This is a genomic window from Paenibacillus sp. alder61, assembly GCF_020179875.1.
GTDB lineage: Bacteria > Bacillota > Bacilli > Paenibacillales > Paenibacillaceae > Fontibacillus > Fontibacillus faecis.
Map to the genome: position 1 here is coordinate 31,927 of NZ_JAIUDG010000008.1, position 23,781 is coordinate 55,707.

The 23,781-nt window shown below is 56.1% G+C and carries 22 protein-coding genes; 10 read left to right on the plus strand and 12 right to left on the minus strand.

Annotation, left to right across the window (positions count from 1 at the left end):
* Nucleotides 1-276 precede the first annotated feature (276 nt).
* The 3 genes from LBW89_RS09910 to LBW89_RS09920 all read right to left on the minus strand — a co-directional run bounded on the left by LBW89_RS09910 (nucleotide 277) and on the right by LBW89_RS09920 (nucleotide 4,379).
* Entirely contained in the window at nucleotides 277-1,944 is a 1,668-nt protein-coding gene (locus LBW89_RS09910) for a hypothetical protein (RefSeq protein ID WP_148453205.1), read from the minus strand.
* Nucleotides 1,945-1,947: 3 nt separating this feature from the next.
* Nucleotides 1,948-2,736: an ABC transporter ATP-binding protein gene (locus LBW89_RS09915; protein ID WP_148453208.1), complete on the minus strand. Its 789-nt coding sequence runs from the start codon at nucleotides 2,734-2,736 to the stop codon at nucleotides 1,948-1,950.
* A gap of 176 nt (nucleotides 2,737-2,912) precedes the next feature.
* Nucleotides 2,913-4,379 (minus strand): catalase, encoded by a 1,467-nt coding sequence (locus LBW89_RS09920; protein WP_276508698.1) that lies wholly within the window; start codon nucleotides 4,377-4,379, stop codon nucleotides 2,913-2,915.
* A 182-nt stretch (nucleotides 4,380-4,561) separates the two neighbouring features.
* On the opposite strand from LBW89_RS09920, the gene LBW89_RS09925 reads away from it, so the two are divergent.
* A complete protein-coding gene (locus LBW89_RS09925) occupies nucleotides 4,562-5,659 on the plus strand; it encodes a serine hydrolase (RefSeq protein ID WP_170287098.1) in 1,098 nt (365 codons plus the stop codon).
* Between the two features lie 109 nt (nucleotides 5,660-5,768).
* On the opposite strand, the gene LBW89_RS09930 is transcribed toward LBW89_RS09925, so the two are convergent.
* The 4 genes from LBW89_RS09930 to LBW89_RS09945 are packed head-to-tail and all read right to left on the minus strand — an operon-like array spanning nucleotide 5,769 to nucleotide 9,465.
* On the minus strand, nucleotides 5,769-6,791 hold the full coding sequence (locus LBW89_RS09930) for a siderophore ABC transporter substrate-binding protein (RefSeq protein WP_148453214.1): 1,023 nt from the start codon (nucleotides 6,789-6,791) through the stop codon (nucleotides 5,769-5,771).
* Between the two features lie 31 nt (nucleotides 6,792-6,822).
* Nucleotides 6,823-7,581, minus strand: coding sequence for an ABC transporter ATP-binding protein (locus tag LBW89_RS09935; protein WP_148453217.1), 759 nt, complete (start codon nucleotides 7,579-7,581; stop codon nucleotides 6,823-6,825).
* Complete coding sequence (locus LBW89_RS09940) at nucleotides 7,575-8,525, minus strand: iron chelate uptake ABC transporter family permease subunit (protein WP_148453220.1); 951 nt, start codon at nucleotides 8,523-8,525, stop codon at nucleotides 7,575-7,577. Before LBW89_RS09940 ends, LBW89_RS09935 begins: the two co-directional genes overlap by 7 nt.
* Nucleotides 8,515-9,465 (minus strand): ABC transporter permease, encoded by a 951-nt coding sequence (locus LBW89_RS09945; protein WP_148453223.1) that lies wholly within the window; start codon nucleotides 9,463-9,465, stop codon nucleotides 8,515-8,517. Before LBW89_RS09945 ends, LBW89_RS09940 begins: the two co-directional genes overlap by 11 nt.
* Nucleotides 9,466-9,853: 388 nt before the next feature.
* Between LBW89_RS09945 and LBW89_RS09950 the strand changes: the two genes are divergently transcribed.
* From LBW89_RS09950 to LBW89_RS09960, 3 genes are all read left to right on the plus strand, one after another.
* A complete protein-coding gene (locus LBW89_RS09950; RefSeq protein ID WP_148454492.1) occupies nucleotides 9,854-11,572 on the plus strand; it encodes an ABC transporter ATP-binding protein in 1,719 nt (572 codons plus the stop codon).
* Nucleotides 11,569-13,419 (plus strand): ABC transporter ATP-binding protein, encoded by a 1,851-nt coding sequence (locus LBW89_RS09955; protein WP_225039078.1) that lies wholly within the window; start codon nucleotides 11,569-11,571, stop codon nucleotides 13,417-13,419. Before LBW89_RS09950 ends, LBW89_RS09955 begins: the two co-directional genes overlap by 4 nt.
* Before the next feature lie 119 nt (nucleotides 13,420-13,538).
* Nucleotides 13,539-13,667: a DUF4023 family protein gene (locus tag LBW89_RS09960; protein WP_148453229.1), complete on the plus strand. Its 129-nt coding sequence runs from the start codon at nucleotides 13,539-13,541 to the stop codon at nucleotides 13,665-13,667.
* A 69-nt stretch (nucleotides 13,668-13,736) separates the two neighbouring features.
* On the opposite strand, the gene LBW89_RS09965 is transcribed toward LBW89_RS09960, so the two are convergent.
* The 3 genes from LBW89_RS09965 to LBW89_RS09975 all read right to left on the minus strand — a co-directional run bounded on the left by LBW89_RS09965 (nucleotide 13,737) and on the right by LBW89_RS09975 (nucleotide 16,113).
* On the minus strand, nucleotides 13,737-13,925 hold the full coding sequence (locus tag LBW89_RS09965) for a hypothetical protein (RefSeq protein ID WP_148453233.1): 189 nt from the start codon (nucleotides 13,923-13,925) through the stop codon (nucleotides 13,737-13,739).
* 466 nt (nucleotides 13,926-14,391) lie between these two features.
* Nucleotides 14,392-15,120 (minus strand): DUF6081 family protein, encoded by a 729-nt coding sequence (locus LBW89_RS09970; RefSeq protein ID WP_225039079.1) that lies wholly within the window; start codon nucleotides 15,118-15,120, stop codon nucleotides 14,392-14,394.
* 66 nt (nucleotides 15,121-15,186) lie between these two features.
* Entirely contained in the window at nucleotides 15,187-16,113 is a 927-nt protein-coding gene (locus tag LBW89_RS09975; RefSeq protein ID WP_225039080.1) for a prenyltransferase, read from the minus strand.
* A gap of 199 nt (nucleotides 16,114-16,312) precedes the next feature.
* Between LBW89_RS09975 and LBW89_RS09980 the strand changes: the two genes are divergently transcribed.
* The 4 genes from LBW89_RS09980 (at nucleotide 16,313) to LBW89_RS09995 (ending at nucleotide 19,451) form a co-directional block, all read left to right on the plus strand.
* On the plus strand, nucleotides 16,313-16,822 hold the full coding sequence (locus tag LBW89_RS09980; RefSeq protein ID WP_148453242.1) for a hypothetical protein: 510 nt from the start codon (nucleotides 16,313-16,315) through the stop codon (nucleotides 16,820-16,822).
* Nucleotides 16,823-17,332: 510 nt separating this feature from the next.
* Nucleotides 17,333-17,863: a PadR family transcriptional regulator gene (locus LBW89_RS09985; RefSeq protein WP_148453245.1), complete on the plus strand. Its 531-nt coding sequence runs from the start codon at nucleotides 17,333-17,335 to the stop codon at nucleotides 17,861-17,863.
* 98 nt (nucleotides 17,864-17,961) lie between these two features.
* Nucleotides 17,962-18,660 (plus strand): ABC transporter ATP-binding protein, encoded by a 699-nt coding sequence (locus LBW89_RS09990; RefSeq protein ID WP_148453247.1) that lies wholly within the window; start codon nucleotides 17,962-17,964, stop codon nucleotides 18,658-18,660.
* Between the two features lie 14 nt (nucleotides 18,661-18,674).
* Nucleotides 18,675-19,451 carry an ABC transporter permease gene (locus tag LBW89_RS09995; protein ID WP_148453250.1) on the plus strand — a complete coding sequence of 259 codons (777 nt, stop codon included), beginning with the start codon at nucleotides 18,675-18,677 and terminating at the stop codon, nucleotides 19,449-19,451.
* Here LBW89_RS09995 and LBW89_RS10000 read toward each other — a convergent pair.
* The gene (locus LBW89_RS10000) at nucleotides 19,444-20,613 is read right to left on the minus strand and encodes a Gfo/Idh/MocA family protein (protein WP_148453253.1); all 1,170 of its coding nucleotides are present in this window, start codon (nucleotides 20,611-20,613) and stop codon (nucleotides 19,444-19,446) included. The two genes, LBW89_RS09995 and LBW89_RS10000, sit on opposite strands and share 8 nt — an antisense overlap.
* Nucleotides 20,614-20,786: 173 nt before the next feature.
* Nucleotides 20,787-21,737, minus strand: coding sequence for a 1,4-dihydroxy-2-naphthoate polyprenyltransferase (locus tag LBW89_RS10005; RefSeq protein WP_148454494.1), 951 nt, complete (start codon nucleotides 21,735-21,737; stop codon nucleotides 20,787-20,789).
* Between the two features lie 531 nt (nucleotides 21,738-22,268).
* Between LBW89_RS10005 and LBW89_RS10010 the strand changes: the two genes are divergently transcribed.
* Nucleotides 22,269-22,562, plus strand: coding sequence for a hypothetical protein (locus LBW89_RS10010; RefSeq protein ID WP_148453256.1), 294 nt, complete (start codon nucleotides 22,269-22,271; stop codon nucleotides 22,560-22,562).
* 19 nt (nucleotides 22,563-22,581) lie between these two features.
* A complete protein-coding gene (locus LBW89_RS10015; RefSeq protein ID WP_148453259.1) occupies nucleotides 22,582-23,769 on the plus strand; it encodes an LCP family protein in 1,188 nt (395 codons plus the stop codon).
* Nucleotides 23,770-23,781: the final 12 nt, after the last annotated feature.

The following is a 23,781-nucleotide window of genomic DNA, read 5'->3' on the forward strand; positions in this document are numbered from 1 at the left end:
TATCAGTGAAATAAGGCCCTTTTTCGCCGCTATTTTTCCCAAAAAGGCGAATCGGGGCGAAATAACGGCCCAAAACGCCGTTATTATAACGGGCGGCAAGAGAGATTGCGGATCGGCAGCGCCATGGTCAGGTTTAAGGCAGCGTCAGTGCATAAAGAGCCCTTATTTACCTGCCCCGCTGCAAAGGGAGGGGCTGGGCTTGTCCGCCGCCGAACTTGTTTGTTGTTAAATCTCTTAGTGCTATGCCCCGAGCCAGCTCCGGCCATCCCCCCGCGCCTAACCGCGCGTCTTGACCGCGAACCCCCGCTGCCACAGCACCCAATTAGCCGCCAGCAGCAAGGCGGCGTAAATATAGACGCCAAAGCTCAGCAGAGTTGCCGCGTAATGGACGAGCGCCATTCCCCCGAGCAGCAGCATAAGCGGAATCGTCCGAAGTCCGTCGCTCTGCTGCGCCGTTTCGAATCGTTCCGAGAACGGCAGCGCCTTACTCAAGTATCCGAAACAGAGTACCGAATACACCAGAATCGCCAAGCCGGCGACGATCAGATCGGGGAGGATTCTCCAACCGAACAACACCGTGAACAAGGCCGCCTCCAGCACATAAACGGGCAACACCAATCGTACTATGGCCGCGATCAGCGTCCCGCGATAGATCGGAACCACGTCCTCTCCCAAAGGAAGCACCCGATAAACCCAGGCCGCCTTATAACTTCCCGAGTAGCGAAGCATGATCAGAACCGAAGGGACCAGCAAAGCGCAAAAGTAAATAAACAAGTATTTCGAGGTTCCCGGCAGACCGGCAAACCCTCGGCCTTCGCCCATAGCGAACAGGAAAATCAACGGAAAAATAAGCGAAAAACCAAGGGAAGGGTACACCTTCAGCTTAAACTCCCGCTCGTTTCCCATCATTGTCCAAGCGAAGCGGAAAAATACTTGTTCCTTCGCACTTGCGCACAGCAGCCGGGAGATGGTTTTCACCGCTTTTCCCGCGCCCTCTTTTTTCCGGGTGCCCGGATCGGCCAGCTTCTGTAAATATTTTTCCAGGGAAGGCATCACCCGAATGTAAACCAGAATCGCCGCCACAGGCACGAACAGGGCCAGCAGGGAAAGTACCAGAAGCACCCGGTTGCTGTCTCCATGGATCAGCACTTCATAAGGGGCTCCGAACCAGACGGGGGGGACCAAAAACTGCCACCATCTAGGCTGGATAGCCGCCTGCAGGTCGACAAACTCAAACAAGCGGAATAACAGTTGGTAGCCCAGCGCCAGGCCGATGGTCAGACCGATCTGCACATAATTGATCAGATCCTTGAGCCGCTCCCCGTCAAAAAATTTCAACACGGCCAGGTACATCAGCGCCGTAAACACCACGATCAGCAAGTCCATCCATATCAGTTCAGCCACAAACAGCAGCGCGAAGACAACCCCATGGCGATACAGGCCCACGGCAAACGGAACGACGCCTAAAGCTCCGGTTAGGCAGAACATGTAGATGAAGATATGCAGCGTTTTTGCCATCCCGATCGTCCTGGGCGTCACCGGCTTACTGAACAGAATGTGCCGGTCCCTGATGTCCAGAAGCACGGAGGAGAAATCCGAAATCAGCGAAGTCATGACCATAAACATAAGAATGCCGAACACCAGACTCATCTGAAAAATAAAGTTGTCTCCCAACGCCACAAACATCGAGCTTAGCGCCCCAAAGATGAGGTAGAGCCAAAGTGAGCTGAAGAATTGATTTTTCTCCGCTTCCTGTCCGTCATAGAGTTTATGGCCGGCCCGGTCCGCCTTCTTGCGGGCTTTCCCGATAATGGTAGGCACCCTGCGTCCGTCCATAGTCAGCTTGATTTGAAGGATGCGGCGCATCACCGGATAGTCCACGCCAAACCTCTCGAACAGTCCGCGGAACCCATCGAGAAATTTTAGTAGTCTCATCTCGTTCATCGGCTACACCTCTTGCACGATCGCCACGAATTGATCCGCGATTTCCTGATGCCGGTCAAATCCGGTGAGCTGATTAAAGACCTGTTCCAGCGATCCTTCCCGGCCTTGACCCTTCAACTCCTCAAAACTGCCGTCGGCCACGATCCGCCCGCCGTCCAGCAGAATGATCCGGTGGCTGATTTTTTCCACGACGTCCATAATGTGCGAGGAATAGAAAATCGTCTTCCCCTGCGCCGCCAATCGCGCCAGGATTTCCTTCACGACCATCACGCTGTTCGCGTCCAGCCCGCTGAGAGGCTCGTCCAGAAACAAAATATCCGGGTTATGCAAAAGGCTGGAGATCAGCAAAACCTTCTGCTTCATCCCCTTGGAAAATGTGGCAATGCGAACGTTGAACACGTCCTTTAAACCGAACTGCTCCATCAGAAGGCGGGCTTTCCGCTCGGCCGAATCTTCCGAAAGACCGTAAAGCTCGCCGATAAACGTTAAATACTCCTTGGCCGTCAACGTATCGTACATCTCCGCCGTCTCCGGCACGTAACCGATCCGTTTTTTGTATTCCACGCCGCCGTCCTGCGGGCGGGCTCCCAATATCCGCACCTCGCCGGTGTACCCTTCTACCAGTCCCAGCATAATTTTGACCGTCGTGCTTTTCCCCGCGCCATTCGGCCCGATATATCCGATGATTTGTCCGGGATGCACCTCCAGATCGATCCCGTTCAGCACAAATTTCTCGCCGAATCGCATTCTTAAATCCCGCATGGTGATGATAGGTTCGTTAGCGACAACCATTCTCTCAACCCTTTCTACGTGATTTTGTGCCTTATTTTTTCTCCTTCCCCTACTCCTCTAGGGCACCTCAATTAAAACCAATTATCCCGAATCAAAATAAGGAAATCAATTACATAAGGCATAAAAAAACGGAACCCATCGGCTCCGTCTATCATAGTTATGGTGTTTTCCGTCGATTACTCCCGCGCTCCCGCACCCGGCATAACCCCGCTGATGTCGACGCCCAGGCCTTGAGCTACGCGCATCCCATACTGAATGTCAGCCCGGAAAAAGTTGCAGATCGCCCGCAATTGCGTTTGTTCCGGCGTTTGACGCAGGTCATTGACGAGATTGCTGATCAAATGGGCCTGCTCTTCCGGCGTAAAGCTGCGATACAGTTCACCCGCCTGCGTAAAGTCGTCGGTTTTGGCGATCCGCTCACGGCCGATCTGTCCGCTAACCGGAACAACGCTGTCGCGGTAGCGCGGATCCTCCTTCGGGCTCTCCTCCGAGCTGTTCGGCTCGTAATTGACCGGCGACGGATCCTGCATGACATTCATCAAGCCGTCCCGCTGATGATTGCGAACCGGGGCGTACGGGCAGTTCACCGGAATTTGCAGGTAATTCGCCCCCAGGCGGTATCGCTGCGTATCCGGATAGGAGAACAGCCGCCCTTGCAGCAGTTTATCCTCCGACGGCTCAATCCCCGGCACCAGAGCGCTCGGCGAGAAGGCCGACTGCTCCACTTCGGCGAAAAAGTTGCCGGGATTGCGGTTCAGCGTCATCGTCCCTACCGGAAAAAGCGGGTAATGGGATTCCGGCCACACCTTGGTCGGATCGAGCGGATCAAATCCCCATTGATCCAGATCTTCCACCGGCATCAATTGGACGTTCAGCTCCCACTGCGGAAAATTCCCTTCTTCGATCCGATCGTACAGATCGCGGGTCGCGTGGTTGAAATCGCCGCCCTGGACTTCGCGCACTTCGTCCGCCGACAGGTTCACTACGCCCTGCTTCGATTTCCAGGTATATTTGACGTAACAGATATCCCCTTCGGCGTTGATCCATTTGAAGGCGTGAACGCCGAACCCGTCCATTTGCCGATAGTTCGCCGGGGTCCCGTTGTCGGAGAAGACCCAAGTCATCATATGGGTCGATTCCGGCGACAGGGTCATGAAATCCCAGTAGCGGGCCGGATTCTGGATATTGGTATCCGGCGCAGGCTTCAAGGAATGCACCATATCCGGAAACTTGATGGCATCGCGGATAAAGAATACGGGGAGATGATTCCCGACCAGATCGTAGTTCCCTTCCTCCGTGTAAAATTTCACCGCAAATCCCCGCGGATCCCGCGCCGTTTCCGGCGAGCCTTGGCCGTGGATCACCGTGGAAAACCGGACGAATACCGGTGTCTCCCGCCCGGCTTCCTGCAAAAAATGCGCCTTAGTGAACCGCGACATGCTGTGCTCCGTCACAAATACCCCATGGGCTCCCGCGCCGCGCGCATGGACGACCCGCTCGGGAATCCGCTCCCGGTCGAAATGCGCCAGCTTCTCCAGCAGATGGTAATCTTCCAGCAAGGCCGGCCCGCGCTGTCCCGCCGTTCGTGAATTTTGGTTATCGCCGACCGGGGCCCCCTGATTTGTCGTTAACCTGTTGTTCATATATATCATCCTTTCATGCTCGTTATTATATTTAGACTTGATCTAAGTTCTAAAATAGATTCTAACATGTTCATTGAACTATTGCATGAAGGTTAGATGAGGGATGGATGAAGTTAAATTTTGAATCTTTTCGTTGGGACGAGGCGTATATTAATAAAATTAATCATTCGGGAGGTCTCCGATTGTTCATTCTAGTTCTCGTAGTTGCCATCGTTATACTGGCCTTGCTCCTTTTCGCGGGATTAGCCAAATATTTAAAGAAGAAAGATGCCCAAAAAACGGAGCAGGACGTTCTGAAGTTTATCGCCAATCATCCGGAGCGTGTCTCCATGCACGTTATTGAAAATGGGGAAGAAACCGTGTCCTATGGGGCCGATCGCAAGCGTCCGCTGGCCAGTGTGGTCAAGCTCGTCATTGCGGCCGAATTTGCCGAGCAAGCGGCGGAAGGAAGAATTTTAGCGGAGGAAAGGGTCCACTTAAGAAATCTGGAGCGGTTTTATATCCCAGGGACGGACGGAAACGCCCATCCCGAATGGCTGGAAAGCCTTGGGGACATCTCGGCCGCCGAAGCCACGGTTCCGCTGCTTGAAGTGGCCCGGGGCATGATCCGCTTCAGTTCCAACGCCAATACCGAGTACTTGCTGGAAAAATTGGGACTGGATCGGGTCAATCGGCGGATCGGTCTGCTCGGTTTTAAAGAACATGATCCGGTCTACCCGATTTCTTCATCCATGCTGAGCTACAGCTATCTCATGGAGACCCGGGAGCTGACGCACCGTCAGGTCTTGGACGTAATGAAGCGGTTTTCGTATGAGGACATGGCGGATCTGGCAAAAGACATTTTCGTCCGGATCTCACAGGATTCCGCCTGGTTGCAGAGATTAAGCCGGACACGGTCCCCGCTGGCCGCCCAACGGATTTGGTCCGCCAAACTCCCCGGAGCGACGGCCCGGGAGTATGCGCATCTGCTGCGGAGCATCCAGCGCGGCGACCTGCTGTCTCCCCGAGCGGCCGAAATCATGCTTGACCTGCTCGGGCGTCCTCAATCCCCCGACTCTCCGTTTCAAGCATTGGGCGGCAAAGGCGGTTCGACCCTGACGATCCTCAACCAGGCGCTGTACTGTGAGGACGCCTCGGGGAATCAAACACAGCTTGCGGTGTTTATCCATGATCCCGACGGGATGGAACTGCTCTGGCTGAACCACAAGCTGGATCTGTTCCTGCGGGAATACCTGACCAATCGGAGCTTCAAAGAAGAGGTGAACCGGACGTTAAAATAACCGCTATTATTTCCACCGGGCTGCCCGCTACGACCACAAACGCTGCCAAAAACAAGCGAAAAACCCGGACCGCCAATAGGTCCGGGTTACGCTTATTGCCCCAATTAAATTACTTGATTCCCTCTTGCACTTCCTTCAGCATTTCCGGAACGGACAGCAGGCCGCCGCCGGACAAGTACCAGTAGTTGGCGTCGAGATAAACGATGTGGCCGTCTTTATACGCGTTCGTCTTCTTCACGAGGTCGTTCTCCACCAGCTTGGCCGCGGGTTCGGCCTGCTTGCCTTCCTCGGTCACGACCGCGTCGCGGTCCACGACGAACAAGTAGTCCGGGTTCTTCTCGGCGACGTATTCAAAAGAGATCGAATCCCCGTGCGTATCCGCTTTGATATGCTCGTCGACCGCCGGAACGCCGAAGACGTCATGAATGATGCCGAAGCGTGAGCCGGGGCCATAGGCGCTGACTTTGCCGCCCGTCGTCAGAATGATCAGGCCCTTCTTGTCGCTGCCCGATGCCGAATCATGCAGCGCTTTGATCGAATCGTCCAGCGCCTTAAGCTCCTGCTCCGCCTCGGTTTCTTTGCCGAAGATCTCGCCGAGCGTTTTGACGTTCTCCGTGAAGGAGCCCATATAGTTGGCCGTATCGACGCCCATAAAAATCGTTGGCGCGATCTTGTTTAACTCTTCATAAGCCTCGGAGGAGCGACCGGAGATAAAGATCACGTCCGGTTCGAGCGCGTTCAGCTTCTCGAAATCCGGCTCGAACAGGGTTCCCGCGTTCGTATATTTGCTGTCTTCGTATTTCTTCAGATGCGCCGGCAAGCTGGCCTGCGGCACGGCGGCAACTTCCACGCCCAACTTGTCGAGCGTTTCCAGCACACCGTAGTCAAAAACCACGACCTTGCCGGGATTCTTCTTCACCTTGGCTTCGCCCAGTTTGTGTTTGATCGTCAGTTCACCGGCTTCGGACGTGGTGGCGGCTTCCGCCGGCCCCGCCGTATTGGCCGTACCGCCATTGGCTCCCGAAGAGCCTTCGCCTGCATTGCCGCCGTTCTTGCCGGACCCGCAAGCCGCCAAAACCGCAATCATCAGAACCGTAGTGAGCAGCAAAGCTATTTTCTTTCCTTTATACATCTGAATTACCCCCATATTTCCAAAGTTATTTTTAAGCAAAATACACGCAAATTTTGTTGCCCCCAATGTCCTGCACCGGAATCTCCATGTCATAAACCTCGCGCAGGACCGCGGTGTCCATAATTTCCTCCGTGGTGCCTTCCTTGACGACAGCGCCGTCCTTCAACGCCACGATGTAGTCCGAATAGCAGGAGGCGAAATTGATGTCGTGAATGACCAGCACGACCGTTTTGCCAAGCTCATCGACCAATCTGCGCAGCACCTTCATGATCTGGACCGAATGTTTCATATCCAGATTGTTCAGCGGCTCATCGAGCAGAACGTACTCCGTGTCCTGGGCGATGACCATGGCGATGAAAGCCCGTTGCTTTTGCCCGCCGCTGAGCTCGTCGAGGAATTTATGCTGCATCGGCTCGAGATCCATATAGCGGATCGCTTCCCGGACATGGGCTTCATCCTCCTTCGTCAGCCTGCCCTGCGAATAGGGGAAGCGCCCGAAGTTGACCAGATCCTTGACCGTCAGCCGGATGTTGATATGGTTGGACTGCTTGAGAATCGAGATTTTCTTCGCCAGGTCGTTGCTCTTCCATTTCCCGATTTCCCGGTCCTCGATCAGAATGTCGCCCTCATCCTTGGCGATCAGCCGGCTGATCATCGACATCAGCGTGCTTTTGCCGGCTCCGTTCGGCCCGATAAAAGAGGTGATTTTGCCCTTGGCGATATCGAGCGAAACGTTATCGATCACTTTTTTGCCGCCGTACTGTTTGGAAACTCCTCTGACCTTTACCACGATTTATTCTCCTTTAGCAGCAGATAGATGAAGTACACCCCGCCGATAAAGTTGATGATTACGCTGAGCGAAGTGGAAAAAGTAAACACTCGTTCAACCAGCAGCTGACCGCCGGCGAGGGCGATGTAGCTGATCAGGGACGCGCCGAGGATCAACGTTTTATGGCGGAAGGTGTTCAGAAACTGATATGCGACATTCGCGACCAGAAGACCGAGAAACGTAATCGGCCCGACCAATGCGGTGGAGATCGAGATGAGCACCGTAACCACAATCAGCATGCGTTTAACGACATATTCGTAACTGATGCCCAGGTTCACCGCATGATCCCGGCCGAGGGCGAGCACATCCAGATACTTGGTGAAGCCCGCAAAGTAAATCCCCGTAAGGACCACTCCCACCGCCGACAGCAGCAGGAGATCGGAGTTCACATTATTGAAGCTCGCGAACATTTTGTCCTGAACGACCATGAACTCGTTGGGATCCAGCAGTTTTTGCATAAACGACGTAACGCTGTTGAAAAAAGTGCCGAAGATCAGGCCGATCAAAAGCAGATGATAAATGTTGCGGCCCTCTTTCTTAAAAAGCAACCTGTACAGCAGCAGGGAGAACACCACCATCAGCGCGACGGTCCCCACAAACCGGAGGTTCTGGTTCATCAGGGTCAGGGTCGCTCCGCCGAGCAGAAAGACGATCAAGGTTTGCAGCAGCATGTACAGCCAATCCAAACCGATGATGCTGGGCGTCAGAATACGATTGTTCGTAATCGTCTGAAACACCACGGTGGAAAAGGCGATCGCCGTTCCGGTGAGAAGGATGGCAATCAGCTTCTTTCCCCTCCTCGGGAGAATGTAATCCCAGTGCCCTCCCGCATCGATCGTCATGAACACGACCGTCAGCAGCACGGCGATGCCGGCAAGGAGCCAAAGTTTTGTTCTATTGCTCATAGGTCCGTCTCCTCATCAGCAAATACAGGAAAATGCCGCTGCCGATCACGCCAACCGTCAAGCCGATCGGGACTTCATACGGATAGATGATCACCCGGCCCAAAATATCGCAGGCCAGCACGAACACCGCGCCCAACAAAGCCGTATGCGGCAGATTCTCTTTCAGGTTGTCTCCCCGGTACATCGTAACCAGGTTCGGGATGATCAGCCCGAGAAAAGGGATCGAGCCCACCGTCAGAACGATGACCGAGGTGACGAGCGCCGCCAAGACCAGGCCCACATTGACGACCTGTCTGTAATTCAGGCCCAGGTTGACGGAAAACTCCTCACCCATGCCGGCTACCGTAAACTTGTTGGCGAAGACGTACGCCACGATCACCATCGGCACACTGATGTAGAGCATTTCGTAACGACCCTGCATAATCATGGAAAAGTCCCCGTTCAACCAGGCGGACATGCTTTGAATCAAATTGTATTTATACGCGAAAAACGTAGTCGCCGACTCGACGATGCCGCCGAACATCAACCCGACGAGCGGGATAAAAATCGTATCCTTGTATCGGACCCGGTCCAGGATCTTCATGAATATGAACGTTCCCGCCAAGGAAAAGACAAAGGCTACCGCGATCTTGACAAGCGGCCCCGCCGATGTGAACACCAGCAGCGATACCATAATGCCGAAGCTGGCGGAATCCAGCGTACCGGCTGTCGTAGGCGACACAAACTTATTCCGGGTCAGCTGCTGCATGATCAAACCGACGATGCTCATGCTGGCACCGGCGATCAGAATGCTGACAAGCCGCGGAATCCGGCTGATCCAGATTAACTCCCAGGCCTCGCCGCCGAATTGCAGCAGCTCGGCGAATGAAATGCGCTGAGCTCCGATAAACAGAGAAGCGATAGATAATAGAATTAGTAATGATGCCAGGATTCTTTTCATGGTTGGATTCGTCCTTACTTGACTTCCTCTGGCCTGGAGGAAGATAAAGTGATAACCTGCCGGCAAGACAGACGATCTCGTTATTAATAATGATATTCATTATCAATTAGCTAGATTGAATTATACCGTCCTGTTTTTCCGACTGTCAATCGTTTTCAAATTAAAAAATTTATCCGGTTCCGGGGACGCAGGTCATAGAATCTATTGTGCGAACATATGTTTTGAATTACAATAAATTGGAGATATCGGGAAATGTTATAAAGTGCCTTTCAGTATAACCATACATAGGAACCAACACTGGGAAGGAGTGGACGATTTGTCGGAACAGATCGAGAAACTTGACGGAACCCGCAAGCGAAGGAGGCGTTCCCTCGCCCATTACCGGGAAATGCTCGAAAAGTATGTTTTTCCCCAGCGGAAGCTGCTTGGGGCCCTTGCCGTACTTCTTACGGCGTCCATCGTCCTGCAGCTGGTAAATCCGCAAATCATCCGCTATTTTATCGATACGGCCCAAGGCGAAGGCAGTCTGAAAGCGCTGTATTACGCGGCGGCGGTCTTTATCGGCTTCTCGCTGGTGCAGCAGCTCGTCTCCGTCTGGGCCGCCTATTACAGCGAGAACCTCGGCTGGACAACGACCAATCTGCTGCGGGCCGATCTGGTGCGGCATTGCCTCTCGCTCGACATGTCCTTTCACAAGAAACATACGTCGGGGACGCTGATCGAACGGGTGGACGGGGACGTAAACTCGCTCGCCAACTTTTTTTCCAGCTTTATCATTCATCTTCTCGGCAACTTGATTCTCATGCTCGGCATTCTTCTCCTGCTCTTCCGGGAAAATATCTGGATCGGCGTCGTTATGACCTTGTTCGTGATCGGAGCGGGCTTCGTCCTGCAATGGATCCGCAAGATCAACGTCCCCGTCTGGAAAAAATGGCGGGCTCAGAACGCGGAGCTGTACGGCTTCATCGGCGAGCATCTGGAAGGCACCGAGGATACCCGGGCCAACGGCGCCGCCGGCTACGTCCTGAACCGTTTCTACGAGCTGTCGCGGCGCATGCTTCCCGTCCGGATCCGGGCGTTCCTCGGCTTCGGCATGATGTGGAGCACCACGATCGTGGTGTTCGCGCTCGGGAACGCGGCGGCTTTCGTCGTCTGCGCCTGGCTATGGAAACGCGGCGAGCTGACGCTCGGTTCCATTTATCTGGTGTTCTACTATACGGAGCTGCTGGCCAAACCGATCGAGAAAATCCGCAGCCAATTGGAGGATTTGCAAAAAGCCGACGCCAGCCTGATCCGCGTCCGCGAGCTGCTCGCCACGAAGCCGCGGATTTCCGACGGCCCGGGGGCTCCGCTGCCGGCCGGCCCGCTGTCCGTGCGTTTCGACCGTTTGACCTTCGCCTACGAGGAAGACGGGGAGCCTACCCTGCACGGACTGGATTTCACGCTCAAGCCGGGGCGGACCCTCGGCTTGCTCGGGCGCACCGGCAGCGGCAAGTCGACGCTCGCCCGGCTGCTTCTGCGCTTTTACGATCCGCAGGAGGGAGCCATCGAGCTGTCGGGCGTCGATATCCGCCGCTGCAAGCTGCATGAGCTGCGCGGCGGGGTCGCGATGGTGACGCAGAACATCGAGATTATGGAGGGGACCGTCCGCGACAACCTTTCCCTGTTCGACGAACGGATTCAAGATGAGGACATTCTCGCCGTGCTGAAGGAGATCGGTCTTGAGGAGTGGTTCCGCTCGCTGCCGGACGGCCTGGACACGGTCCTCTCCTCCGGCGGAGGGAGCCTGTCGGCGGGCGAGGCCCAACTGCTCGCTTTCGCCAGGGTCTTCCTCAGCGATCCGGGGCTTGTCATTCTGGACGAGGCTTCGTCCCGTCTCGACCCGCTGACCGAACACCGGATCGAGGCGGCGATCAGCCGTCTGCTCGAAGAGCGGACGTGCATCATGATCGCCCACCGGCTGGCGACAGTGCAGCGCGCCGACGAGATCGTGATCCTGGAACGCGGGCGGATTATCGAACACGGCCCGCGCGAACGATTGGCCGCCGACCCCGATTCCCGGTTCAGCCGGATGCTGGCCGTCGGACTTGAGGAGGTGCTGGCATGAATACGCGGCATTTTTTTTGGAGGCTGCTCGCCTATCGCCCGGTTTACTATCTGGCCAATCTGCTGGCCTGGACCGTCATTCATATGGCTCCCTTGCTTCCCGGCCTGATCACGAAGGCTTTCTTCGATGATCTTGAAGGGAGTTACAATTTCCCTTACGGCGTTTGGGGAATCGCCGCCCTGCTCGTGGGAGCCGCGCTGGCGCGCGTGGCGCTGATCGCCGCGGGCATGTGGACCGACGCCAGCTTCCGCTTCCGCATCAGCGCCCTGCTGCGCCGGAATATGCTGGCTCACGTGCTGCAACAGCCCGGCGCCAAAGCGATCCCGTTCTCACCCGGAGAAGGGATCAGCAATTTCCGGGATGACGTCGACCAGACCGAAGAAGCGGTGAGCTGGTCCGTCGATACGCTCGGCCTGGTCGGCTTCGTCATCGTCTCCAGCTATATTTTGATCTCCATCGACGCGCAGATGACGTTCTTCGTGTTCGTCCCGTTGATTCTGGTCGTCACGGCGGCGCAGGTGGCGACGGCGCGCATCCAGAAATACCGGGCGGCCAGCCGCGCGGCCACGGCCAAGGTGACGAGCTCGATCAGCGAGATGTTCTCGAACGTCCAGGCGATCCAGGTCGCCGGGGCCGAGGCGCGAATCGTGCGCCGGTTCGAAACGCTGAGCGACGAACGGCGGCGGACGATGGTCAAAGACAAGCTGATGACCGAGGCGCTGTCTTCCGTCTTTACGAATTCCGTGAACCTGGGCACCGGCCTGATTTTGGTGCTCGCCGGCTACAAGATGCGCAGCGGTACGTTCTCGGTGGGGGATCTGTCCCTGTTCGTGTATTATCTGACTTTCGTTACCCAATTAATTTCCAACGTCGGCAATTTTATGACGTTCTACAAGCAGATGGCCATCAGCTTCGGCCGCATGAAAACGATGCTTCAGGGGGCTTCCGCCCGGGTCTTGACCCTGCCGGCGTATATCGGGATCGGGAAGCGGCGGCTTGTCGAGGATGAGGCCCACGAGGGCAGCGGCGGCCAGTTCGCCGGAGACGGCAATGCGGCGACACCGGCACAGGCGGAGCCTTTACGGGTGCTGGAAGTCCGCGGGCTCACCTACCGCTATCCGGAGACGGGCCGGGGGATCGAAGCCATCGATCTGCGGCTTGAGCGCGGATCGTTCACCGTGATCACCGGCATGATCGGCTCCGGCAAAACGACGCTGCTGCGGGCGCTGCTCGGCCTCCTGCCGGCGGAGTCCGGCGAGATCCGCTGGAACGGCCGTCCGGTGGAGGCACCGGCCGATTTCTTCGTGCCGCCGCAGAGCGCCTACACGGCGCAGATTCCGCGCCTGTACAGCGATAAGCTGCGCGCCAACATCCTGCTCGGGCTGCCCGAAACCGGGGACAGCCTGGCGCAGGCGCTTCACGCCGCCGTCATGGAAGACGACGTGGCGCAGCTGGCGGACGGCCTCGACACGATGGTCGGGCCGCGCGGCGTCAAGCTCTCCGGCGGCCAGGTCCAGCGGACCGCGGCCGCGCGGATGCTCGTGCGCGACGCACAGCTGTACGTGTTCGACGACTTGTCGAGCGCGCTCGACGTCGAAACCGAACGGCAGCTGTGGGAGCGGCTCTTCCGCGACCGAGGCGAGGCGACCTGCCTCGTCGTGTCGCACCGCAAGGCCGCGCTCTCGCACGCGGACCATATCATCGTGCTGAAGGACGGCACGATTGAAGCCGAGGGCACGGCCTCGCAGCTGCTCGCCGTGAGCGACAGCTTCCGCCGCCTTTGGCACGGCGAAGACTCGGCCGCGGCCGCGGAGTCGAGCGCTGCGCCCGGCGGTTCCGGCCGCTGATGCGCCGGGGCACGCCAAACGCCGGACCCTGACCGAGGCTAACGGATGAAACCCGCTGGTTTGTGGCATTATAACGCAGGGAGCACTTATTTTGATCCTTGCGAAGGGGGAACACCAGCGTGGAGAACTTGCATGAATTCGTGGAGAAGGTCCACGACAAGCAGGAGAAAGACGCCCGTAACCGCAAGCGCGGCAAAGGCAATCCGGCGGGCCAACTGCCGACCAAACAGCACGGCACGCAAAAATAACGCTTTTACCCAAAAACAGGAAAGCCGTCTTCCCCGCGTGATGCGGAGGAGGCGGCTTCTTGTCAATCCTTAGGTATGATCATAGCTGTCCCGTCCCGAAATAAATTCGTCCGGCGTACTTCCCCCGGTCGAGGAATGATTTTTGATCTGGCTGAGCCGTCCGGACCTTCCTTCTCCGCCATTACCGGTCGTGGCGTTCTGGGCGTTGCTGCTGCCGTTGCCCACCCGCCGATTGTACTTCTCGCCTTTGTTTGCCATGTGCATGCCCTCCCGAAGTCAGTCGTAGCTGAAGCAGGCCAGTCGCTTAGCCTGATCCTAGCATTTGAAAGGGGGAGCTTTTTTATTCCGTCAGTCGACGGGAAGGCGGTGGTCGGCGGTTGTAATGTCCTTGAATTAACCAATCAACGGGAGAACCTTCCGCTAATGTCCCAACAGGCAACCTTGATAACATAAAATTCCTGCATATCTGCATGTTTTTTTCTGCTTTGGAACAAAAATTTAAAAATCCCTGCAATTCTGCAGGAATTTTCGAAGAAACCGGCTCGTTTCTCTAAAAGCGCTAGAAATTCCTGCAGATTTGCATCTTTTTGAGCATTCGCTCGTGAATCGGTCAAAATTCCTGCAGATTTGCATCTTTTTGAGTTGGAAGGGTTGGAAAGTTTGGAAAGTGTGCTAAGCACCTTGATTGCCGTGGGCTAAATGCGATTTGGATGCCTGCCGCTCCCTATTCCTTGATCGTTACCGTGACCGGCGACCATTCGGCGATGACCGTTTGGCCGTGCACGGAAACGCTGCCTTCGGGCGTGAGATCCTTCTCGGTCATGATGCCGAGCGCGATGGTGAAGCGGTTGAACTTGATCGGAATCCCGCTCTCACGGCGGATCTCCGTCCCGTTCAGGCAGAATACGGCTTCATCCGTGCCGCGGTTATAGGTGATTTTGTAGGTATTGAATTCCCGGGCTTTAAAGTCCGTATCCTCTTTGAACACGCAGAAATATTTGGTTTTGTCGCTGGCCGGCACCTGTACGCCTGGAAAAGGAAGCACCGCATACACGCTGGCATATTTATCGTTGCCCGCGAAGAAGTCGAGCGCGGCGCCCGTCGTAAAATCGAGCAGGTTCAGCGAGACATAGCCGTCGTACAGATCGCCGGGGACTGTATTTTGGGTCCGGGCACGAATTTGCAGCTCGAAGCTGACCTCCCCCGCCTCCGGCACAACGACCTCCTCCACGGAATAGTACATATGCTTCGCATTGTCCAAAATCTGCACCTGATGATGCTGCCGGCTCAGCGGCGCCCGTACATACAGCATTCCGTTACGCACAATGACCACAGCCTCCGGTTCCCGGTATTCCCAGAAGGATCCGTCAGGCAGAGGAAAACCGCCGATCTTCCAAACTTGTCCTTCATTCAGAATTGTATGAAAATCGCCGAACACTTTTTGCTGTTCCATTCTGCTTCGCCTCGCTTTTTAAAATGACTTTTTACGATGATGAAGATGACGATAAAGCTCTAACCCCTATCCCAGTTGAATCAGCCCCTGCACCAGCAGCGCCGCCATCATGATCAGACCGCAGCGGATCGAGGCCTTCAGGGATGCGCCCATGAGCGGGAGGTAAGCCGCGGAAGGGTTATGTTCCTTCAGCCGCCCGTAAACCCGGTACAACGGAATGGCGGTAAAGAGCGCCAGCAAGGCATAAACCGGCACCACTCCGCCGATGACGCAGAGGATCAAAAACCCGTAGGCCAAAAACAGCAGCGCCTTGGAAAAATGAAGCGCCCGCTGTTCGCCCCAAACGACGACGAGCGTATTTTTGCCGGCCTGCCGGTCCGCCTGCCAATGCAGGAAATGATGGTTGAACAGCACCAGCGTCGTCAACAACCCGACCGGCATCGAGAGCAGCGCCGCGGATAGCGACAACTCCCCCGTCTGCACATAATAGGCCCCCATGACCGGAAGGACGCCGAAGGACAGCAGAATCGCGACTTCGCTGAGCCCCTTTCCACGGTATCCGAACCGGATCGGCGGAGCCACATAGAAATAGGCGATCAGGCCGCCGAGCCCCCCAAACAACAGAACGGGCCAGCCGCTGTAAACACTGAGAACAACGCCGCACAGCACCGCGACTCCGAGCAAAAGCCAGGTAATCCCCGCAAAGGTTCTTTCCGACATGAGCCCGCCGGACAGAAAGCCCGAGTTGGTCGTAATGACTTCCGGCGTTTCTTTCGCTGTCACATCCGCTCCGTTGCGGTAATCCCATAAATCGTTGATCATGTTCGAGAACAAATGGGCCGCCCCCGCACCGATCAACGTCAATATAAACAGCATCGGGTGAAACACGCCTTTCCGCATAAAGGCCCCCAACGCGCCCAAAAACACGGGTACCAGCATCACCGGGATGACCTGAAACCGGGATGCTTTTCTAAAGGTTGTCCATAGGTCCACCGGTTCTTACACGCTCCTCTTTTTTAAGTGTGTTAAAAATATCACTATTTCATTATACATCATATCAAAGGGCGCGTCGGACCCGGGATGAACTGGACTTAGGTCCAGGATTTTACTTCCCCAGAGACCGAAGATGGCTTACCATTTTTGTAGTATGCTGTGACAAGATGAATCAAGTATAAAGGAGCGATTGACTTTGATGAGTAAAAAGACCACCTGGCTCGGCCCCGTGCTGATCCTGCTCGGTTTCTATCTGTTCTTCTTCCGCAAGGAGGCGATCAGCACGGGCACATTGTTCGGGACATTTTGGGCCACCCTCTTCATTATCCCGTTAGGGCTGTTCTTCCACTGGTTGTATTTCTCCATGACGAACCGGAGAGCGACCGGATTATTGATCCCCGGAGGCATTCTGTTTACGGTCGGCCTGGTCTGCCAAGTCGCCACCCTGTTCGACAGCTGGCAATATCTATGGCCCGGGTTTATCCTCGCTCCCGCCGTCGGCCTGTTTGAGTTCTATTGGTTCGGCAACCGGAACAAATACCTGCTGATCCCGATTAATATTCTGGCCGTCCTGTCCCTGCTGTTTTTCGCCGTATTTTCGTTCGGCACGCTGTACAACCGGATGATTTTCGGACAACCCGTACTGGCGATCGCTCTGATCGTTATCGGCGCAGGCGTGATGGTCGCTCCCAAGAAAAAACGGTACTAACGCACAGCCAGGCGGTTTCTCCAAAGCAAAGAGTATCGCGGAAATTGACCGGAATAACGGTCTTTTGGGCCGTTATTTCGCCCCGATTTGCGTTTTCGGGAAGAATAGCGGCGAAAAAGGGCGTTATTTCACTGATACGGGTCCCAAAATCAGGTTTCGGCCCGCCTTTTCCTAAAATAAGGCCTCAAAAGACCGCTATTTCTCACCTAAGGGACGAATTCGACAAAATAGTGCCTCAAAAAGCCCTTATCCACCCGCCCGGCTTCAAAGGGAGGCGGTTACGGGCACTAGACCCTTCGGTTAATGCAACGCTAGTGTCGAAAAAGGCCCTAAACTTTCCGGTCTCCCGCTTTTTTGGCGGGAGGCCCTTTTATGCTGCGGCGAGATCAAGGTCCAACAGGAGCAAGATCTCCCATTGACATCCTCCCATGCCATTTTTATAATAAAGCTAAAATAACCAATGTTGGATATGTGCCAGAAATTACTCTACATCCGCAAAAGGAGATCCCCGTGACCAATCTGATTATACTGGCCCTGCTTCGCGAACGTCCGATGCACGGGTACGAGATTCAACAAATGATCCAGACGAGCCGGGTGGACACTTGGGCTAACCTGCTGTCCGGTTCGATCTATTACGCATTGAACAAAATGGAGCAGGAGGGCCTGATCCGGACGGAGGCCGAGGAACGCACCGGAGCGCGGCTGCGGAAGATCTACGCCATCACCGAAACGGGCGAAGCGATGTTCCAGCGGATGGTCCGCGAGTCGCTGACGATCACCCCGCACTCTGTAAAGAGCGATTTTTCTTTGGCGCTCAGTTGGGTGACCACCGTCCCCAAGGAAGAATCGATTCCTCTTTTGCGGCAAAATTTGCAGCAGTTGGAGGAAACGCTGGAAATGTGGCGGGTCGGGCGGGAAGTCAAGGGGGCGTACGGCGTGCTGAACGGCTTCACCGAAGCGGCCTTCGACAACGCAATGGCTCTGCTTGAGCTCGATATCGATTATCTTAAGCGGATCATTGCGCTCGTGGAGGAGTCATAGGAAAAAGAAAAGCAGCGCCTGGACAGGTGTTGCCTCTTTTTTACCCTTATAACCAACATTGGATATAACACATTGGTCAAAGAGGAGGAACTTCAAGCATGTCTCTGTTTATCGAAGCAAACCAATTAAAAAAGCGCTATGGGCAAAAGCAAGCCGTCAACGGGCTCAGCCTGGAAATTCGCCGGGGGGAAGTACTGGCCATGATCGGGCCGAACGGCGCGGGCAAGTCCACCACCCTGGATTTACTGCTGGGGCTTCGCCGCCCGGACGAAGGCTCGGTGCGCTACTGGTGCGCGGAGCCCCGCCAACATATCGGCGTGCAGCTTCAATCCACGCCGTTCTTCTCCGGCTTCACCGCCCGGGAGAACATGGCGATGTTCGCCGCCTTCTACGGCGTCCGGCTTTCGCGGCGGCAGATCAACGATTTGCTGACGCGCTGCGGGCTCCAGGACGCCGGCAAAACCCCGGCGGAGCGGCTCTCGGGCGGGCAGCAGAAGCGCCTGGCCATCGCGATCGCGATGGCGCATGAGCCCCAGCTTCTGTTCCTCGACGAACCGACCGCCGCCCTTGATCCGCGGGCGCGCCGCGAAGTCCGCGAGCTGGTCACTTCGCTGGCCAAGGCAGGCACCTCCGTCGTGTTCACTTCGCACGACATGGAAGAGGTGCACAAGCTGGCGACGCGGGTCATCATGATCTGCGGCGGGGCCATCATCGCCGAGGGCATGCCGGATCGCCTGCTTAAACAATATCAGGCGGGCGATTTGGAGGAATTATATATCCGGTTATCCGGCGAATAAAAGGAGGACACCCCATGTTTACCATTTTTAAAACGATGCTGCTTGGAATCGTGCGCGATGCTCATACTTTGTTCTGGACGATTCTGTTTCCCGTCGCCATGCTGTGCGGGCTGGGGCTGTATTTTGACGATCCCGGCTACGCGGAGCGGCTGCTCGCCGGGGTGCTCGCCATGAACGTGCTGTTCGGCGCGACGATGGTCACCGCCTTTAACGTGATGGCCCAGCGCAACCGCGGCGTCTACAAGCTGCTCCGGGCGACGCCGTTCTCCACCGCGGCCTTCATCGCGGCGATGACGGGAGCACGGACGGTGCTCGCCCTGACCGTCAGCGTCTGCATCCTCGTGACCGCCGTCCTTCTGTTCGGCGTCAGCCTTAGTCTGGCGGGGCTGGCCGGGATCCTGCTGGCGCTGTTTCTGGGAAGCATCTGCTTTACGGCGATCGGTTTCTTCGCCGCCAATTTGTCGCGGGACGAAAGCAATGTCAACATGATCTCCAATCTGATCAGCTTTCCGATGCTGTTTGCCAGCGAAGCTTTCTACAGCCTGCATAACGCTCCGGTTTGGGTCAAAACCGCGGCGCAGGCGCAGCCTTTTCACTATTTCGTCAAGGCCCTGAACCTTGCCGTAACGGACGGGCGCTTCTCCGGCGAGCTGTGGACCGCCTTGGCGATGCTCACCGGCTTCGCCGCCCTGTTCCTGGCCGCGGCGGCGTTCACCTTCCGCTGGGATACCGAAAGGGCGTCCAGAGGCAGAGCCTTGTACCGGACTTCCCAGCGTCACAGCCCTATGTAGCCGCCCATGGCTGCCGCACGGAGACGACGGTGCGTCCCGTTTGGATCGCCTCGGCCATCAGCAGGCTCAGATACTGATCCTGCGAAGCCTCAGCCAGACTGTAGAAGGATGGCCCCCCGTGCGCGTAATCGGCCATGTTCCGGAGACAAACGGCCATCGCGATCTCTTCGTCGCTGAGGCGCGCCCCGGGGAACGGATTCCGGTACACCCAGTCCGAACCGCAAAGGACGCCTTCATGGTAATAACCCTCCAACGTCCCGTCCTGCCCGGCGTCAACCCGGCGCAGTTCCAGGGCCACCGGGGTCCGGTAATCGCGGAGAAACCGGACCTCCCGCCCATCGATTTCACCGCGATGGCCCCGGATGAGGACCCGATGGCCCCGAATCCGAGAAAAATACTGGTCGTAGGTGAAATCGTACAGGGCGGTCCGGCCGCCAAAACGCAGCAGCGCCAGGTCCTGACGGGAATCCGTCAGGACCTCTTGCGGCGGCAGGCCATGGCGGTTCGGCCCTTGGATCAGCGGGCTCACGATCTGCTCTCCGCGGATTTCGGCGTCTTCGAAGCCGATCCCGAGCAGATGCCGGATGAGGCTGATCCCGTGGTATCCATGTCCGGCGGACACCTGGACATGGGACACGCCGCCGAGCAGCCCGGAGCGGGCTACCGCCAGCCGCGCGGCATGCATCGGCTGGCGGATGAACTGCTCGGCCACCTGCACCCGGCCCGACGGCCCGACCCGGTCATAAAGCCGAAGCAGGCCCTCCAGGCTTTCGGCGGGCGGCGTCTCCGTCAGCACGGGGATGCCCAGCTTCACCAGCCGCTCGATGTAAGCGGCCGCCACATTGCGGGTGAGCGACAGCACCGCGAAAGAAAAGGCCCGGCGGCCCAGAAAACCCTCGAGATCTGCCGTCGCCTTTACGCCCCAGCGGGCTTCCAAGTCCCGGGCCTTCGCCTCATCCCTCACCCAAATTTCGCCGACTTCGAACTCATCGGGAAGCGCTTTCGCAATACGTAAATAAAACTCGGCTCGCCAGCCTCCGCCCAGAATTCCGAAGGTGGTCTTTTTACGACTTCCTTGTTCGTTTGCGTTTGCGTTTCCGTTTGCGTTTCCGCTCCAGCTTTCACCGCTTTTTCCCGCTGTACTATCGTCATTCCACTTCATCTCAGCCATCTCCTTTAATGCTGTAACGCCTCGTCACTGTTCATTCTTCAAGCTCCATTGTACTACAAAAGCCGATTAGCCGCCGAATTTCGCCAGTCTGTCGCTATACACGGGCAGGTCCTGCCCGCCGGAATTTCTCCGGCTAAGACCGGGACCCGTGAGGCGGGCCCCGCTTACCGGATCGTAAACACCACAGCCAACCCCAAAACGGCGATGCGGGCCGCGTTCGTCAGAATGAAATTCCGGACCGAAAGCGCGAACGTGAATTGCTTGGTCGGTTCCGCGATGAACTTGCGGGTATTTTGACGTACCGGAATTAAAGTGAGTGCGGCAAGGACAAGGAGCAGCAAGGGCACCCGCAGGAACCACAGTACGATCAAATCGGCGTAAGCCGCGTAATAAAGAACCCGGAACAACCGCAGGGCGTGGGTCCGTCCGATGTAAACCGGCAGCGTGTACCGTTTGTTCTCCAAATCTTCCTCCAGATCGCAGATGTTGTTCGCCAGCATAATGTTGGCGATGCCCAAAACCGCCGGAATGGACACCAGAAAAATCCACAGCACCTCCGCGAGATGAACCTGAAGCAGAACCGTGCCCCCTTGAAGCGTCAGGGAAGCCAGCTTCTCCCCCGCATGGATATAAGCCGAAATGAAGATGATGACAAAGCCCATAAACAGCCCGGAAAAAATTTCACCGAGCGGCATCCGGGAAATCGGGATGGGCCCGAACGAATACAAAATGCCGACGGCAAAGGACAGCCCGCCGAGCAGCAAAACGAGCAGTCCCGTTTTGAAAAACAGGGCGATCCCGGCCAAGACCGCGATGAGCAGCAGGGTGACGATGACCGCAACCACGGCGCCGGGGTTCATATGATACCTGACGATGGCATTATGGATCTCATAGCCGTATCCGTCTTTTTTGGCGGCTTTTTTGTAATCGTAATAATTATTAATGGCCGTTGTCGCCATATCAAAACTCAGCAGCGAGACCAGCATGAGCACGAAATGCCAAGCCTGAAACTCGTGAAACCGAAACAGCGCATATACCGTCCCCAACAAAAGCGGGATCATGCTGGCCGCCTTCGTCTGAATCTCCACCAATTTGAAAAACTTTTGCACGACCATTCCCATCATTCCTTTGTCAGCCTTTTCTTAAAATGATGGTATCTAATTTTTAAAGTATCTTCTGTCCGAAATGTCCTTGACAAAGTCGATTCGTATCCCGTCAGAAAACCTTGATAGCTTGATAACATCGAATGCAAATCTGCATGTATTTTTCTTGTTCGGAACGAAAATTTCGAAATTCCTGCGATTCTGCAGGAATTTTCGGCGAGATCGGCTCGTTTCTCTAAAATCGCTAGAAATGCCTGCAGATTTGCATCTTTTTTCGCATCCCCCCCGTTAATCGGCCTGAATGCCTGCAGATTTGCATTTTTTTGGAGGTGGATGGATCAAAAAATACGCTCGGCGCTTTTATAGGCATTTTTTAAAAAATAACTGCATACCTATGGATTACTTGTGTTCTTAAGGAAACCGACCTTAATCTGCCGCGATACTCCGGCGCTGTCCAAGCTCCGGTTTGCGGGCCCATACGCCATAAGCTACAATGCATACATACATGCACAACTCACTCCACTTAAAGCGAGGATGACTAGAATGGGCCCCTTTACAAAAGAAGACCTGATCGGCTCGTTGATTTTCTTGGTCATATTGGTAGTCGTGGCCTGGATCAATTTACGAAAAATGAAAACGGGCTCCTACGATTTCAAGGCGCTTCGCAAGCGGGGACTCATGTGGACCGAAATCGCGGCCGCCCTGTTTCTTCTCCAACTCCTGTTAAGGAAGGGAGATCCGCGATTTTTGCTGGTTCTCGGGATGGTCCTGCTGTTTGCGGCGAGCCAGTGGCTCGGCGCCATCTACTTCGACCGCCGAAATAAACGCGATTCATAGAGGGGGATCTTGCGCCGGGATGAGTATCCGAACAAAAGCGATGGTTTGGGGGGCGGCGCTCCTGCTCCTTATGCTGGGGGCCGGCCTTTATGCGTACGGGAAGCTTGAGCCTTCCCGGCACTTCCGCCAGACGGAGATCCCCGTGCTGGCGACGCCGGACACGGCTGGGGCCGATGCAGCCGGGAATGGATCGGCGGCGGGACCTTTGACGGCGAAGGCAGGTGCCGGTGTCGCTGCAAAGGTCGATAGCGGCGGATCTACCGGTGGCAGCGGATCTGCCGGGAGCATCGGGTCCACCGGGAGCATCGCACCAGGTAGCATCGGACCCGCCGGGAGCGTCGGATCTGCCGGTAACGCCGGTTCTGCCGGTAACCTCGGTTCTGCCGGTTTCCACGGCCCCGGAACATCGGCAAAAGGATCGTCCCAACGGCCGCAGCCTGCCGGCTTCAATATTTTGATTCTCGGCACGGATGCCCGTGACCGGGAAGCTTCCCGTACCGATGTCATCATGCTGGCGCATGTCGATCCCGAACAACCGCTCGTCAACCTGGTCTCGATCCCGCGCGATACCCGCGTTCCCCTTTCCGGTATCGGCTACACCAAGATCAACCACGCCCACGCGCTGGGCGAACTTCACGGCGACACCCGCTCCGGCACAAAATCCGCCGTTCAAGCCGTCAGCAACCTCTGCTCCTGCACGATCAACTACTACATCAAAACCGATTTTGAAGGCTTCGAGCATTTTATCGACACCTTGGGCGGACTGGATGTTCACCTGGATGCCCCCGTCAAACTAACCTATGCCTATATGACCTTGCCCGCCGGGAAGAATCATTTAAGCGGTGCCGAAGCTTTGGACCTGGTCCGTGAGCGCAAGTCGCTTCCCGGCGGCGATTCCGGCAGACAAGCCAATCAGGCCATGGTATTGAAGGAAATCATCCGCAGCGTCATTCAACCGAAAAATCTGAAGAATCTTCCCTCCTTGATCGAACAAGTCCGCGAGGACGTACTCGACACCAATTTGCGCGACGCCGACCTGATCAGCTTGGCCTGGCTAGCCAAAGATCTGAAAGAGGACCAATTCCGGTATGCCCAACTTCCCGGCCAAAGCGGCAAAGCATGGGACCCGCTCGTTAAGAACGAGCTCTATTACTGGGTGCCCGATGCCCCGGCCTGGGAAAAGCTCGCGAAGGAGCTGCTCCAATGAAGGTAAGAACTC

Excerpts from the sequence above, each read along its gene's own strand:
- LBW89_RS09910 (WP_148453205.1), bottom strand. The coding sequence starts at position 1,944 with ATGAACGAGATGAGACTACTAAAATTTCTCGATGGGTTCCGCGGACTG.
- LBW89_RS09915 (WP_148453208.1), bottom strand. The coding sequence starts at position 2,736 with ATGGTTGTCGCTAACGAACCTATCATCACCATGCGGGATTTAAGAATG.
- LBW89_RS09920 (WP_276508698.1), bottom strand. The coding sequence starts at position 4,379 with ATGAACAACAGGTTAACGACAAATCAGGGGGCCCCGGTCGGCGATAAC.
- LBW89_RS09930 (WP_148453214.1), bottom strand. The coding sequence starts at position 6,791 with ATGTATAAAGGAAAGAAAATAGCTTTGCTGCTCACTACGGTTCTGATG.
- LBW89_RS09940 (WP_148453220.1), bottom strand. The coding sequence starts at position 8,525 with ATGAGCAATAGAACAAAACTTTGGCTCCTTGCCGGCATCGCCGTGCTG.
- LBW89_RS09945 (WP_148453223.1), bottom strand. The coding sequence starts at position 9,465 with ATGAAAAGAATCCTGGCATCATTACTAATTCTATTATCTATCGCTTCT.
- LBW89_RS09950 (WP_148454492.1), top strand. The coding sequence starts at position 9,854 with ATGCTCGAAAAGTATGTTTTTCCCCAGCGGAAGCTGCTTGGGGCCCTT.
- LBW89_RS09955 (WP_225039078.1), top strand. The coding sequence starts at position 11,569 with ATGAATACGCGGCATTTTTTTTGGAGGCTGCTCGCCTATCGCCCGGTT.
- LBW89_RS09965 (WP_148453233.1), bottom strand. The coding sequence starts at position 13,925 with ATGGCAAACAAAGGCGAGAAGTACAATCGGCGGGTGGGCAACGGCAGC.
- LBW89_RS09970 (WP_225039079.1), bottom strand. The coding sequence starts at position 15,120 with ATGGAACAGCAAAAAGTGTTCGGCGATTTTCATACAATTCTGAATGAA.
- LBW89_RS09980 (WP_148453242.1), top strand. The coding sequence starts at position 16,313 with ATGAGTAAAAAGACCACCTGGCTCGGCCCCGTGCTGATCCTGCTCGGT.
- LBW89_RS09990 (WP_148453247.1), top strand. The coding sequence starts at position 17,962 with ATGTCTCTGTTTATCGAAGCAAACCAATTAAAAAAGCGCTATGGGCAA.
- LBW89_RS09995 (WP_148453250.1), top strand. The coding sequence starts at position 18,675 with ATGTTTACCATTTTTAAAACGATGCTGCTTGGAATCGTGCGCGATGCT.
- LBW89_RS10000 (WP_148453253.1), bottom strand. The coding sequence starts at position 20,613 with ATGAAGTGGAATGACGATAGTACAGCGGGAAAAAGCGGTGAAAGCTGG.
- LBW89_RS10005 (WP_148454494.1), bottom strand. The coding sequence starts at position 21,737 with ATGGTCGTGCAAAAGTTTTTCAAATTGGTGGAGATTCAGACGAAGGCG.
- LBW89_RS10010 (WP_148453256.1), top strand. The coding sequence starts at position 22,269 with ATGGGCCCCTTTACAAAAGAAGACCTGATCGGCTCGTTGATTTTCTTG.
- LBW89_RS10015 (WP_148453259.1), top strand. The coding sequence starts at position 22,582 with ATGAGTATCCGAACAAAAGCGATGGTTTGGGGGGCGGCGCTCCTGCTC.